The 12,966-nt window shown below is 59.3% G+C and carries 12 protein-coding genes; 3 read left to right on the top strand and 9 right to left on the bottom strand.

Annotation, left to right across the window (positions count from 1 at the left end):
* The first annotated feature begins 162 nt into the window (after window positions 1-162).
* From ABIE63_RS04345 to ABIE63_RS04335, 3 genes are all read left to right on the top strand, one after another.
* Window positions 163-996, top strand: a complete 834-nt coding sequence (locus ABIE63_RS04345; protein WP_322091197.1) for an MBL fold metallo-hydrolase — start codon at window positions 163-165, stop codon at window positions 994-996.
* The gene (locus ABIE63_RS04340; protein WP_354503135.1) at window positions 993-1,868 is read left to right on the top strand and encodes a class I SAM-dependent methyltransferase; all 876 of its coding nucleotides are present in this window, start codon (window positions 993-995) and stop codon (window positions 1,866-1,868) included. Before ABIE63_RS04345 ends, ABIE63_RS04340 begins: the two co-directional genes overlap by 4 nt.
* A 71-nt stretch (window positions 1,869-1,939) precedes the next feature.
* The gene (locus tag ABIE63_RS04335) at window positions 1,940-3,301 is read left to right on the top strand and encodes an adenylate/guanylate cyclase domain-containing protein (protein WP_183414719.1); all 1,362 of its coding nucleotides are present in this window, start codon (window positions 1,940-1,942) and stop codon (window positions 3,299-3,301) included.
* 9 nt (window positions 3,302-3,310) lie between these two features.
* Here ABIE63_RS04335 and ABIE63_RS04330 read toward each other — a convergent pair whose 3' ends face one another.
* The 9 genes from ABIE63_RS04330 to ABIE63_RS04290 are packed head-to-tail and all read right to left on the bottom strand — an operon-like array spanning window position 3,311 to window position 12,907.
* Entirely contained in the window at window positions 3,311-4,456 is a 1,146-nt protein-coding gene (locus ABIE63_RS04330) for an ABC transporter permease (RefSeq protein ID WP_354503134.1), read from the bottom strand.
* A complete protein-coding gene (locus tag ABIE63_RS04325) occupies window positions 4,453-5,451 on the bottom strand; it encodes an ABC transporter permease (protein ID WP_183414717.1) in 999 nt (332 codons plus the stop codon). Before ABIE63_RS04325 ends, ABIE63_RS04330 begins: the two co-directional genes overlap by 4 nt.
* Before the next feature lie 4 nt (window positions 5,452-5,455).
* Window positions 5,456-7,402: an ABC transporter ATP-binding protein gene (locus ABIE63_RS04320; protein ID WP_183414716.1), complete on the bottom strand. Its 1,947-nt coding sequence runs from the start codon at window positions 7,400-7,402 to the stop codon at window positions 5,456-5,458.
* 5 nt (window positions 7,403-7,407) lie between these two features.
* A complete protein-coding gene (locus tag ABIE63_RS04315; RefSeq protein ID WP_354503132.1) occupies window positions 7,408-7,929 on the bottom strand; it encodes a hypothetical protein in 522 nt (173 codons plus the stop codon).
* A 2-nt stretch (window positions 7,930-7,931) separates the two neighbouring features.
* Window positions 7,932-8,711, bottom strand: coding sequence for a polysaccharide deacetylase family protein (locus tag ABIE63_RS04310; RefSeq protein WP_354503130.1), 780 nt, complete (start codon window positions 8,709-8,711; stop codon window positions 7,932-7,934).
* Window positions 8,708-9,883, bottom strand: a complete 1,176-nt coding sequence (locus ABIE63_RS04305) for a glycosyltransferase (protein WP_354503127.1) — start codon at window positions 9,881-9,883, stop codon at window positions 8,708-8,710. The genes ABIE63_RS04310 and ABIE63_RS04305 overlap by 4 nt, the downstream gene beginning before the upstream one ends.
* Window positions 9,880-10,503 (bottom strand): histidine phosphatase family protein, encoded by a 624-nt coding sequence (locus tag ABIE63_RS04300; RefSeq protein ID WP_354503125.1) that lies wholly within the window; start codon window positions 10,501-10,503, stop codon window positions 9,880-9,882. Before ABIE63_RS04300 ends, ABIE63_RS04305 begins: the two co-directional genes overlap by 4 nt.
* Window positions 10,500-11,639: a glycosyltransferase gene (locus tag ABIE63_RS04295; RefSeq protein ID WP_354503123.1), complete on the bottom strand. Its 1,140-nt coding sequence runs from the start codon at window positions 11,637-11,639 to the stop codon at window positions 10,500-10,502. Before ABIE63_RS04295 ends, ABIE63_RS04300 begins: the two co-directional genes overlap by 4 nt.
* The gene (locus tag ABIE63_RS04290; protein WP_354503121.1) at window positions 11,639-12,907 is read right to left on the bottom strand and encodes a glycosyltransferase family 4 protein; all 1,269 of its coding nucleotides are present in this window, start codon (window positions 12,905-12,907) and stop codon (window positions 11,639-11,641) included. Before ABIE63_RS04290 ends, ABIE63_RS04295 begins: the two co-directional genes overlap by 1 nt.
* Between the last annotated feature and the right edge of the window lie 59 nt (window positions 12,908-12,966).

Raw genomic sequence — 12,966 nt, 5'->3', positions numbered from 1 at the left:
CTGCCGTGAGGTGGTTATCACCACCGTTCGAGAAACAGCGGCGCAGCATGACGGGCAAGCGCGCCTGCGGCAACCTGAAACAAGTGCTAGATTTCTTTTGCTCCCGCGACCGCTGGCGTCCAACATAGGGCAAGAGCAATTCCTTGCCGGGGAGAAGTGCGCGTGGCGCAAGGTAAGCTGACGGTGAAGTTCTGGGGCGTGCGAGGCTCTATCGCCTGCTCGGGCCCACAGTACGTCAAGTATGGCGGTAACACCTCCTGTCTGGAGATTGAGTACGGCCAGGGCGGTTTGGCGATTCTGGACGCGGGCACCGGGCTTCGCGAGCTTGGCGCGCGGTTGTGTGAGCAGGGTTTACAAGATGCCGATATCTTTTTGACCCACACACATATGGATCACATAGCCGGCATCCCTTTCTTCCAGCCTTTCTTTCGTAAGGGCAGCACCTTTCGCCTGCATGCCGGGCACCTCTTGCCGGACCAAACCCTGGAAGCAGTCATCTGCCATTTCATGAAGGCCCCGTTGTTTCCCATACCGCCCGCCATTTTCAACGCCGATCTCGCCTTCGTCGATTTCAAGGCCGGGGAAACACTGAGGACGAAAGATGGACTTACGCTGAAGACCGCGCCATTGAACCATCCCAATGGGGCGACCGGTTACAGGATCGAGTATGCCGGAAAATCCATCTGCTACGTTACCGACACGGAACACACCCCGGGTAGGCGCGATCAAACGATCATCGATTTGGTTCGGGGTGCCGACATCATGATCTACGATTGCAGTTATACCGACGACGAGTATCCGCGGTTCAGTTCATGGGGGCATTCGACTTGGCAGGAAGGCGTGCGTCTTTGTGAGGCCGCTGATGTGGGGCAACTCGCGATCTTCCACCATGACCCCAGCCACGATGATGCCTTCATGGACAGGATCGCCAAGGAGGCGGAGGCCCTGCGCCCGGGGACGATCGTCGCTCGAGAAGGCATGGTGCTTACGCCGTGAGTGCCACGAGGGCGCGGTTGCGCCGCCTGGCCTTCGGTTTGCGGACACTCCTGGGCTTAGGTCGGCGTGGTTACTTCATTCCCTATCGGTATGCCGAAACGGTGCCGCAGTCTGGTGACTTGCCGACTTATGGCGCACTGGAGAAGCTTTTCGATCAGGCGCGCCCGGAGATGCTGGATGTACTGGCGCGCATTGCGGCACGGCTGCCCGCTTTGCAGGCGATTGACGTGGACGGCTTGCCACCGCAACCGCGCTGGAATCAAAGTTGGTACCCAGGCCTTGATGCCGCCGCCGCTTATACTCTGGTTTGCGAGACCAAACCGGCTCGTATTCTGGAAGTAGGGTCCGGCCATTCTACGCGTTTCCTGGCGCGCGCGGTTGCCGACAGCGGGTTGAATTGTCAGGTGACAGCCATTGATCCGGCGCCGCGCGCGGATTTGGGCAATCTTCCCGTGGAATTGCTCCGAATGACACTGCAAGAAGCAGGCACGGCACCCTTCGCTGCACTTCGAGGCGGCGATATCCTGCTAATCGACTCCAGCCACATTTTGATGCCCGGAAGCGACGTCGATTTTCTCCTTGGGCGCGTCTTGCCAGACCTGCCGATAGGAACCAGGGTCGCATTCCATGATATCTTTCTACCTGACGACTACCCGGCGTCATGGTCATGGCGCGGTTACAACGAGCAGCAGGGTCTCATGGGCCTGTTGCAGGGCGGCGGCTGGCGTATTCTGTTTTCCAGCCATTTTGCCAGAACCAGGTTAGCGGATAAGGTTTCCAAGAGCGCGGTGGATTCACTTATGTGTCCTGGCGAGGCTCACGAAACCGTGCTCTGGATACAACGCGTTTCACGGGAATATGACGTGGGGTGATTGGTTCTTCGCCTAATATGTGCGGGGACTTTTGCGGGCCACTCCGGGCTGCGCTTTAAGGAAGCGACGCGATGGAAAAGAAGCCGTTCCTACCTGATCTAAAGCAATGGATTGCCAAAGGCCCTTCGGAGGCGGAGCTGCCCCAGCGCGTTAGAAGCGCCATAAGCAAGCAGCAGGACCAGGCGGAAATGATGGTCGGTTGGATCCAGCTTTCCGTGGTGCTGATATTTGGCACGCTTTATCTAATATCCCCCAAGACCTTCAACGAGGATGCCAGCTTCGAGCCGGTTCCCTGGGCCTTGTCGATCTACTTCGTGCTTACGGTGATACGCTTGATCTGGGGGCATCTGCGACGGTTGCCGGACTGGTCGCTAGTCATATCGATTTGTTTCGATATGGGCTTGCTGATGGTGCTGATCTGGTCTTTCCATATTCAGTATGGGCAACCGCCTTCCTTCTACCTCAAGGCGCCCACTCTACTTTATGTGTTCATTTTCATCGCCATGCGGGCCTTGCGGTTTGAGTCCTGGTTGGTCATGGCGGCAGGAGGGATTGCTGCCGCGGGTTGGGGAACAATGATCCTCTACGTGATCACCGCCGATCCGTTGAACACCATGATCACCCGGGATTACGTGACCTACATGACCTCCAACGCCATTCTCCTCGGCGCGGAGTTCGACAAGATCATATCGATCCTGTTGGTAACGGGAATCATGGCCTTGGCATTGCGGCGCGGGCGCGCACTTTTGGTGCGCTCGGTTATCGAGCAACAGGCCGCCCAGCGGCTGTCTCGATTTTTTGATAAAGGGGTCGCGAGGCAGATCGCGGGCGGTGAGGAGCACCTCGTCGCCGGTCAGGGCCAATCGCGCGAAGCCGCGATACTCAATCTCGACATGCGGGGCTTCACGCGGTTGGCCGAACAGCGCGACCCCGACGAAGTGATGGAACTGCTTGCGGAATACCAGCAGCGGATGGTTCCAGTGCTGCAGCGCCACGGCGGTTCGATCGACAAATTCATGGGTGATGGAATTATGGCCACGTTCGGCGCGGCGCAACCTTCGCAAAGCTATGCTGCCGATGCTCTGGCGGCCTTGTGCGAAGCGTTAGGCGAAGCGGACGTCTGGAGCCGGGAACGGCAAGAGCGCGGTCTGGATACACCGCAGGTGAATGGCGCGGTTACCCATGGGCGCATTGTCTTCGGTGCTGTCGGCGATGAAAACCGCCTGGAGATCACCGTGATCGGCGATGCCGTCAATCTCTCGGCGAAGTTGGAGAAACACAACAAGAATGAAGGCGCCAGAGGCTTGGCGCTGGCTTCTACCTACGAGATAGCCTGTCAACAGGGCTTTGCACCCGAGGCCGAGATCGTCAAGTTGCAAAACCGACAGGTGGCAGGCGTCGCCGGAACGACCGACCTTGTAAAACTCGCCTGAAGAGTAGTCCTACTTGTAAGGGTCGGCGGCGTCGCGGAGCCCATCGCCCAGGAAGTTGAAGGCCAGCACCACCAGAATCACAGGAATGACTGGGACCATGAGCCAGGGATAAAGCTCTACCGCGTTGATGTTCTGCGCTTCCGATAGAAGTACGCCCCACGAGGTGATCGGGGGCCTGAGACCGAGTCCCAGGAAGGATAATGCCGTTTCTCCGAGGATCATCGTTGGGACGGCCAGCGTGATGGAGGCGATCAAGTGGCTTGCGAAGCTCGGCAAGAGGTGGCGGAAAATGATGCGCGGCGGAGACGCGCCCATCAACTGCGCCGCCACCGTGAAATCTTCCTCACGTAGGCTCAAGAGTTTCGAACGAACTGCACGGGCGAGGCCGGGCCAGTCTAGCAGCCCCAAGATGATCGTTATTCCGAAATAGACCCACAAGGGGCTCCAGGTAACCGGCAGGATCGCGGCCAGTGCCATCCACAAGGGCAATTCGGGGAAGGAGCGGAAGATCTCGATCAGACGCTGTACGGCGGCATCGACCCATCCGCCGTAGTATCCAGCAACGCCGCCGATCGAGACGCCGAGAAGAAACGATATCGCAATACCGATCAAACCGATGGTCAGGGAAATACGAGCGCCGTAGATCACGCGGCTGAATATGTCGCGCCCCAGGCGGTCGGTTCCAAGCAGAAAAAAGGTTCCGGACTCGGCTGGACAAACCAGATGCGCCCGCGCTTCAAAAGCACCCCAAAACCTGTACTTATCACCTTGGCAAAAGAACCGCAGTTTCTCGATCTTGGCCGGGTTGGGCGTGTACTCTCGCTTGAGGTTTTCCATGTTTAGCTTGTAGTCGTACCCATAGACGAAGGGCCCGACATAGCTGCCCTTGTCAAAGAAGTGCACGCTTTGCGGCGGCGCATAGATGTAGTCGGTATGCCGGGCATGCAGATCGTAGGGCGCGATAAGCTCGCTGACGAGGATCGAAAGGTAGAGCAGCAGCAGGAACAGGCCCGATATGACGGCAACCCGGTGGCGCCTGAATTTCATCCAGATGAGCTTCCACTGCGGCGCGCGATAGTAGGCTTCTTGCTCCGGCGTGAGTTGCTCGATCGAATAAGGATCGAAGGGTTCTTGATCGACGTAATGCTGGGTCATTTCGTGACCCCTCCACCGAGCCGTATCCGTGGGTCAAGCGCAGCCAACGCCAGATCGGACAGGAACATGCCGACGACAGTCAACATGGATAGGAACATGAGAAACGACCCGGCGAGATACATGTCCTGGGCCTGTAGAGCACGAATTAACATCGGTCCGGTGGTTGGCAATCCCAATACTATAGAAACGATCGCCGCGCCCGATACGATCTGGGGCAAAGTACTCCCAATATCGGCGATGAAGGGATTGAGGGCTATGCGCAAGGGGTACTTGACCAGCGCGCGCCCCGAGGACAATCCCTTCGCGCGGGCGGTGACCAGATACTGCTTTTGCAGCTCGTCGAGCAGGTTGGCCCGAAGACGGCGAATCATCCCGGCGGTGCCCGACGTGCCAATCACGACGACGGGGACCCAGAGATGTTCCAAGACATTGACGAACTTACCCAATGTCCAGGGCGCATCGATATAGTCGTCGTCCATCAAACCGCCGATCTGGGTGCCGAAGTAATTGTTCGCCAGATAGAGCAGAATCAAGGCCAGGAGAAAGTTCGGGGTCGCAAGGCCCAGAAAGCCGATGAAACTGGCGATGTAGTCTCCCGCACTATACTGCCGGACCGCGGAATACACGCCGATCGGAAAAGATACGATCCAAGTGAAGATGATAGTCGAAAACGAGACCAGCATTGTCAGGTAGAGCCGATCGCCCACCACGTCGCGCACGGGGAGCTGATACTCGAACGAGTAACCGTAGTCACCCTGTAACAAGCCCGCCGCCCAGACCACGTACTGTTCCATGAAGGGCCTGTCCAAGCCGTACTGCTGTCGCAGAAACTCTATTTTCTGCGGATCGATGGCTTCGCCCTGGGCTTGTAGTTCCGCGATGTAGGTCTCCAGGTAATCACCCGGTGGTAGCTGGATGATCACGAAGATTATGAAGGATATGACCGCGAGCGTGGGAACCATGATCATGATGCGGCGGGCAATATAGATCAGCATCGTTTCAAACCTCCGCCATCATACGCGTCGTCGACAGCAGTTGGGACGCGCTGGTCCGGTTTGGGTTTGCGCGTACCATATGGCCGTCCCCGAGATCGATCAGACTGGATGTTTCCCCCTCGGCAAGCTGAAATGCGTCCGGCCAGTCCTCGGGTCCGCTCGATTTGTTGGCGTGCAGATGTTCGAAGTCGAGGAGCCTGGAGAGGTCGGGCTCCGGTACGGCTTTTAGGAGCGTTTGCGTGTAAGGGTGCACCGGCCCCTCAAACAACCGGCGATTCGGGGCAAGCTCGACGATGCGACCGCGATACATGACCGCAATGCGATCGGCCACATAGTTGACCACCGCCAGATTATGACTGATGAACAAGTAGGTGAGACCCAATGCGGCGCGCAAATCGCGCAATAAGTTGAGCACCTGCGCCTGAATTGAGACATCGAGAGCGGACACCGGCTCGTCCAGGATCAACAATTCCGGGTCCAGCGCTAACGCACGCGCTATGCCGATACGCTGCCGTTGGCCGCCGGAAAAACTATGGGGATAACGCTGTAGGTGTCGCCGCCCCAACCCTACGAGCTCCAGCAGTTCTTCGACACGGGCGTTCCGCTCTTCCGGCTTGCCGATACGGTGAATGTCCAGGGGCTCGCAAAGAATCTCGCCGACGCGCATACGCGGATTCAAGGACGAAAAGGGATCTTGGAACACATACTGTACACGTCGCCGGAAGGCGTTGAGTTCGACCCCTTTGAGCCCAAGAATGTCGATGTTGCCGCCTTTGGCATGGTAATTGATTTGGCCGCTATCCGGTGTCACCGCGCGCATGATGACTTTAGACAGGGTAGATTTGCCACAGCCGCTTTCACCGACCAGGCCCAGGCATTCGCCGTGCCTGATTGACAGGGTGATACCGTCTAGCGCACGAACCTTGTCGCTTTTGGATCCGATCCAACCCGACTTGCGAATACGGAAGCTTTTTGAAACATCCATCATGGACAGTAGATGCTCGCCCGAGGCGGCATCGCCCTTGTGGCCCATTTTCTGGCTCAGGGCTTCGGCCTTTTCCTTGGCGCCGATCTCGCGCAAGGGTTCCAGGCGCTCTCCGGCATCCATGTTGAACCGGGGGACGGCGTGCAGAAGTGCTTTCAGGTATGGGTGCTGGGGATTATGGAATATTTCCTCCAGGTTCCCGCTTTCCATGATTTGGCCGTGGTACATGACGACGACGTCCTCGGCCACATTGGCGACGACACCGAGATCGTGTGTGATCATCAGGACGGCCATGCCCAACTCGGCCTGTAGGTCCTTGATAAGCTTTAAGATTTGGGCCTGAATTGTGACATCCAAGGCCGTCGTTGGTTCATCGGCAATCAAGAGGGCTGGTCGGCAAACCAGCGCCATGGCGATCATGGCGCGTTGACGCAGTCCGCCCGAAAGTTCGAAGGGATAGGTCTTTAGCGCTCGGGCAGGGTCCGGAAAACCCGTTAGCCGAAGCATTTCCTCGACCAAGCGAAGCCCCTCAGCCTTGCTTACCGGGCTGTGCAGCGCAAGCGCCTCGCCGACTTGATCTCCGACGGTATGCACGGGCGACAACGAGGTCATGGGTTCCTGGAAAATGATCGACATACGGCCGCCGCGCAGATCCCGGTAACGGCTGCTCTCGGGATTCAGTTGGGCCAGATTGATTGCCTGATCGGAATTCTTGGGGTCGCGGAACAGAATCTCTCCGCCACTGATCCGAGCGACACGGGGGAGAATTCCCATGATCGCCTGACTGATGACCGATTTTCCGGAGCCGCTCTCACCGACCAGCGCCACCGTGCCGCCCCGCGCAATCGAAAAGGAAGCGCCTCGGACCGCTTCAAGCACGCCCTCCGGAAGTTGGAAGGAAACCCGGAGATCCTTAATCTCCAGAAGTGGGTTGACGAGCGTACTCTGTTGCTGCGCTACCGTCATGATTCCTAATGTTCCTCTGCTTGAACGGCTGCGATTGGCTGGGCGGCCTCTATACCCAGATCAAGCAGGTACTCTTGCGAGGCGGCATCGATTTCAAGGTGCTTCGCCTGGGCGGCCGCAGCGGCACGTTCGACAATATCGCTGAACCCCTCGAGGCTGGATTCAAGGGCGATCTTACTTCCAGGGCCGGCCAGAGTGAGGACCATGAAACCGCCTTGTTTGTTGCGGTGCTCGCGGCGCGTTCCATAAAAGCGCAGCTTGAGCGATGCCAAATCGTCCCAGGAGATTCGCTTTTCGGTAATGTCCCTGCAGGCGATGCCATCCGATATCAACGCGATTTCCGTACGGCTGCGTCGAATGGTGCGCCAGAGGAACCAGCCGAACAAAACAATGAAAAACAGGCTGATCACAACAACGACGCTGGAAGACGGCGCCAGGACGAGTCCAGCCAACCCGGCGGCCAGCCCCCCGCCTGAGCGCAAAAAATCACCAATGAGGCTGTTTCGCGGATAGCGAAAAATCGGCATGTTTACGGCTCGTCTCCCCTTTTGGTTTCGCAGAATAGCGGTATTGCCCCCTTCCAGGAAACAACCTCGTGCTGTTTCAGGTGCGAAAAGAGAGATTTTAGGAACCGCCAACTCTCGGGATCATGCGCTTGATGATGCGTCAAGATGCCGCAAGGTTCTTCAGAGCCCGGTGTATCTTCCAGGCGTCGTGTCCTCAGGGCGGTCGTAAGTTGGGTGAGCAAGGCCGCCTCCCCAAGAAAGTGGACGGTCGGTTTCCATTGCAGGATGTCCAGATGACTGTTGACCACGGTCAGCCCCATGAAGGCGTCGCGTCTGCGCCCGTGGATCGAAAGCCCCTGAAATCCCAAAGCCGTTAAATGCGGAACGATCCGATCTTCGATTCGGTTCCACGGGGGCACTAGGACGGGAAGCCAACCTCGTCCGAACACGGCCTTTCCAATACTCTTGCCGGCCTCCAGAGCCGCTAGGATTTCTTCCGTGGAACGGGTGCCGCCCAATTCGATCTTCTTCATCCCGGGCGTTGCGTGGTTTTCATGCCGATACCCATGCTGCAACAGTGAAAGGCCTTGGCGATCGCCTAGGGCCTTTTCCAGGCTGTCTTCCACCAGGCCGGGTACCACAGCCAAGGAAAGCGGCAGATCCGATGCCGCGCGCAGTTCCAACAAAAGTGAGAGACCATCGCTTGCCCGCGCGGCATCGTCGTCGCGCCACCAGAGTACCGGCTGTCGGCCCGCTTCCTGCCAGGCTGCTAGTTCCTCGTCCAAATTACGCCAAGTTGTCATCGGTCGGGTTGCTGCCTTTTTGCGTCCAAAGCCTGCCGGATCACGCTGGCGCTATGGGCGGCGCCTTCCAAATCAAGATCGAAGGCTGTTTCGATTCGCGGGCGCCTTAACTCCATCTCGATACCGGCAGCCAGCGTGGTCCCGCTCAAGCCGCTCTCCTCCACGACTGTGAGCAGGCCCTGTTTCGCCAATAACGCGGCGCGCAGGCTCTGTTCACCCTCCTCCCCTGCCGCATAGGGGACAAGCACTGCCCGGGGCCCCGCGGCGAGAACCTCGAGCGTGGTGTTATAACCGGCCTGACTGATGGAGAGCAGACAGTTGGCCAGCAGTTGTTGAAAATCGGGTCTGGCGCGCTCCAGGATCACGCCGCCTGCGGTTTCCAACGCCTGCTTACGCAGTCTTTGAAATGATTCCTCTGGAAAATTGCGGCCCGCCAACAGCCGCCATGGCGCCGTGGCAAGGGAGGTCAGCGGTCGCGCCGCCAACGCGGCTTCTAGCAGCGGCCCGGCGACCGCGCCGCCGCCGGTCGAAACCAACACCTCGCCCCGCCCGGCTCCGGTTGCCGAGCCAGCCGCCGTCGTTGTTGTCACGTAGCCGGTATAGTGAAGCTTCGATTCCAGAAGGTGGGTTGCCGGGAAGGTCGCGTCGAAGGGAATAAAAGAGCGGTCGCCGTGCACGAGGACGCCGTCAAAGCACTTGCCGAGGACATCCACAATCCAGGCCTGCCGCTCAGGGCTGGGTATCTTCGAGAGGATGTCGCGGACCGAACAGAACACAAGGGGGGATGGGTCTTGTTCCCGGGCCGCTTCCAGCAGCGGCAACAGTTCAAAGCGCATCTGTCGGCGCCCAAAGGGGAAAAGCTCCACCAACAAGACGTCGGGCCGGGCTTCTTGCAGAATCGAAAGCAAATGATCGCGGCGGCGCTGCTGCCAGTCGGCGCTGACCGGCGTACCGGTTTCGTCGAGCAATTGGAAACTCTCGTCGCGCACATGACAGGGCGCAAGCTGTATTGGTTCCGCGGCTCCGAGATCCAGACCGCTGTGGGGCTCGCCACCAGAGACGAAGACAACGTGGAATCCCGCATCCGTCATGCCGCGGGCCAGCAGAGCGGCGCGCTTTAGGTGGCCGATGCCCAAAAGGTGCTGTACGTAAAGAAGGACCTTTGGTTTCATATTCTGGCCTCCCCGCCGCGCAGACTCTCATTCATGCGGACGACCGTTGGGATGCCTTCTTTGGAAATGGCAAAGCGATGCAAGCAGGCCTCTTTCAGCCGATCCGGCGGTTTGCCGGTCATGTCCCATCCGCTCGCTAAGGCGTAAAGGGCGCGGATCACGCCGCGATGGCAGACCGCCGCCGTGGGCCTGCGCTCTTGGCCGATCTCTTCTAACAGCGGCTTCAAGCGCTCTTGCAGATCACGCGGGCTCTCGCCGTCGGGGGGTCGAAAATCCAGACCCTTCGCTTCGTTCCGGGTCATAGCCGTTCCCAAGGCCAGCCTGAGGTCGGCGATGCGCTGCCCTTCCCACTCGCCCCAATTCATCTCGATCAGCCGCGGTTCGATCCGGGCCTGCTCCAACCCGAGTATCCTGGCCGTTTCTCGCGCGCGTTCCAGGGGGCTGACCAACCAATTGTAGTCTTGTAGGTCCGGCGGCAAGTGCCAGTTTGCAACCTCGGCGCGGCCCTTGCGCGACAGAGGGATATCGCTTCGTCCTTGTAAGCGGCGATCCCGGTTCCACTCCGTGGGACCGTGGCGCAGCAACACGAAGGGCGTCGCATATGATCCCGTTTCGGTCATGGCGTTCTGCACCGCTCCAGAAAGGTGGTGATCTTACGTGCCGAGACATCCAGATTCTGGGTTCGAGAAACCCGCTCGGCGGCTTTTCGGCCCATCTCCCCACGCAGATCGGGATCCGCAATAAGTCGCGACACCGCCGCGGCAAAGGCACGACAGTCGCCCGGCGGGGTCAGGAGGCCACTTGATTGGTCGTCGACCACGGCTGGGACACCTCCTTCGCGGCCGGCCACCACAGCAAGCCCGGCAGCTTGGGCTTCGAGCAAGGCCATACCATACGCTTCGCGAATGGCGGGCCAGACAAAAAGGTCGGCCGCGGCATAGATTGTCGGCAGCATTTCGCCCGGCAGCGCCCGGGCCCAGCGCAATGGCATTTGATCGTTCGCAAACCCCTGGAAAGCCTCACGCACTTCGCCTGACGCGGCACCGTCGCCGACCACCAATATTTCCCAATCTGTCGTGGCCAATGTTTTCAGGGCCTCTGCAAGCAGGCGATAGCTCGCCAGTTTGTCGCCCGGCCGCATCATGGCGACGGTAAGCAGCCAGGTTTTTTCGGGGTTCATGCCGAACCGTTCGGCCACGGTCTTGCGATGGGCCGATCGCATGCCGCGGGCGGCCTCGTAGGGCTGCGGATCTAGGAACGGCGGCAGCAACAATTGCGGCAAAGCAGGGTCGAGACAGCCAGCATCCGCCGGGTTGAGCGTGATTGCGCCCTTCGCTGCGCCTAGAGCGCTCAATACGGCTCTGTGCCCCAGGTCCCAAGGACCGCCAGCGCGCTTTGGGGCCACTGAGGCCTCGGCCACCATATAAGGAATACCCAAAGCCTTGGATACCTTGGGGCCAAGGTGGTCGGGCGCCTTATAGTAGAGATGATAGGTCAGCCAGAGTTCGGGCAGCTGGTCTCGCGGCGCCCGGGCATAGCGCCGCAAAAGGCGCTCTGCCAGTTCGCTTCCCAGTCGCTGCAGGCGCGCTTGCCGAAGGGCGTCTCCTCGACCGTCGCGACTAACCAGACGGCTTGCCAGGGTTACGTCGTGACCGCTTCGTTCGAGAGCGGAAATCAATAGGCGAGCCATATGGCGGTCGCCGGAAGGCACTGGGTGGTCAGGTGGCTTCATCGGTGCGTAGAAGGCGACCTTCATTACGCCGCCTCCCTCGCCTTCACACCCAGCAGGCCCAAGAGCGTTCCGATATTCTGCTCCAATCCAAACTCTGCCCGCAGTCGCGCTTCGCCAGCTTTGCCAAGCCGCAGCCGCTGCTGCGGATCACGGATCAGCCTTTCCAGTGCCTCTGTCAGGGCCGGGACGTCATCAGGGGGCACCAACAAGCCGGTTACCCCCGGCAAAATGAGCTCCGGTATGGCCGAAATTTCGGTTGAAATGCAGGCCAGTCTCTGACTTTGGGCCTCCATCAGTACGTTTGGCAAACCGTCTCGATCGCCGTTCTTGGTAATGCGGCTGGGCAATACGAAGATATCGGACTCCTTCAATGCCTTCAGTACCCGTTCTTGAGGCTCCGCACCGCGCCAATCGATGCGGTTCGCCAGACCCAAATCCCGCGCTTTTCCTGCCAAGGTATTCCTTGAATCGCCGCCGCCGATATGCGTGAACCGCCAATGGAGATCCGGTGGGAGTGCGGCAAGCGCGGCGATCAGAAGATCATACCCTTTCTTCTCGACGAGTCTGCCGACAGACAAAATTTCCACCGCGGCGGAGGCGCTGCGCCCATCGCCGGAAATCTGCCGGTCAGGCGGTGCGGGAAAACGCCGAAAGTCCAACCCATGGTAAACCAGATGCACGCGGGAAGGGTCCCCTGCCAGGGATCTCAGGTGATCGCGTCCGCTGCCGGTACAGGTGACCAACCAGTCGAGGTCCGCCAGTTTCTCGCGCTTTTCCCAATCCGGCGTCGTCCAGATGTCCTTGGCGTGCGCGGAGCAACTCCACGGCAGTGCGCGGATCAGGGCGGCATAGCGGGCAACGGATGCCGGGGTGTGAAGGAAATGGGCGTAAATGCGGGTGGTTTCCGGTGCCATCTCCGCCGCCAGGATGCAAGCCTGGCCAAAGCGCCTAATTCGATTGCGGGTTAGATCCCGCCGGAAGTCCCGCAGGAACGCAGCGAAGGCCGCTTTGTACCCCGGTAGCTGTCGGGCCCACCACCAAGCCTTGATAACTCTGGCTGGCTGATCGTGCAGATACTCAGGCAGGTAATTGACCGGTGCCGTAATCTCGCGGTGGATCGGGTGAATTTCACGGTCCGTGGGATGCCTGAGGGATTGCAAGGTGATGTTCATGCCACGCTGCTGCAGTGCCAGCAGTTCCTGGGCAATAAAAGTCTCCGAGAGGCGCGGGTAACCTTTCAGGACAATGGCCAGATGTTCGATTCCGGCGTCACTTGTGAGGGGTTCCTTCATGCTTGACCTTGACGCCTCAACCCAAGATTTCGCGGAACTTCTTTACCACGTTGCCGCAT

It is taken from the genome of Limibacillus sp. MBR-115 (genome assembly GCF_040549425.1).
GTDB classification, from domain to species: Bacteria; Pseudomonadota; Alphaproteobacteria; order Kiloniellales; family CECT-8803; genus Limibacillus; species Limibacillus halophilus.
The sequence above is the reverse complement of the archived record's forward strand: the minus strand, read 5'-3'. Positions and strand labels throughout refer to the sequence as shown.

Bases quoted from the DNA above. Each gene is read 5' to 3' on its own strand.
- ABIE63_RS04335 (WP_183414719.1), top strand. From the start codon at position 1,940: ATGGAAAAGAAGCCGTTCCTACCTGATCTAAAGCAATGGATTGCCAAA.
- ABIE63_RS04330 (WP_354503134.1), bottom strand. From the start codon at position 4,456: ATGACCCAGCATTACGTCGATCAAGAACCCTTCGATCCTTATTCGATC.
- ABIE63_RS04325 (WP_183414717.1), bottom strand. From the start codon at position 5,451: ATGCTGATCTATATTGCCCGCCGCATCATGATCATGGTTCCCACGCTC.
- ABIE63_RS04320 (WP_183414716.1), bottom strand. From the start codon at position 7,402: ATGACGGTAGCGCAGCAACAGAGTACGCTCGTCAACCCACTTCTGGAG.
- ABIE63_RS04315 (WP_354503132.1), bottom strand. From the start codon at position 7,929: ATGCCGATTTTTCGCTATCCGCGAAACAGCCTCATTGGTGATTTTTTG.
- ABIE63_RS04310 (WP_354503130.1), bottom strand. From the start codon at position 8,711: ATGACAACTTGGCGTAATTTGGACGAGGAACTAGCAGCCTGGCAGGAA.
- ABIE63_RS04305 (WP_354503127.1), bottom strand. From the start codon at position 9,883: ATGAAACCAAAGGTCCTTCTTTACGTACAGCACCTTTTGGGCATCGGC.
- ABIE63_RS04300 (WP_354503125.1), bottom strand. From the start codon at position 10,503: ATGACCGAAACGGGATCATATGCGACGCCCTTCGTGTTGCTGCGCCAC.
- ABIE63_RS04295 (WP_354503123.1), bottom strand. From the start codon at position 11,639: ATGAAGGTCGCCTTCTACGCACCGATGAAGCCACCTGACCACCCAGTG.
- ABIE63_RS04290 (WP_354503121.1), bottom strand. From the start codon at position 12,907: ATGAAGGAACCCCTCACAAGTGACGCCGGAATCGAACATCTGGCCATT.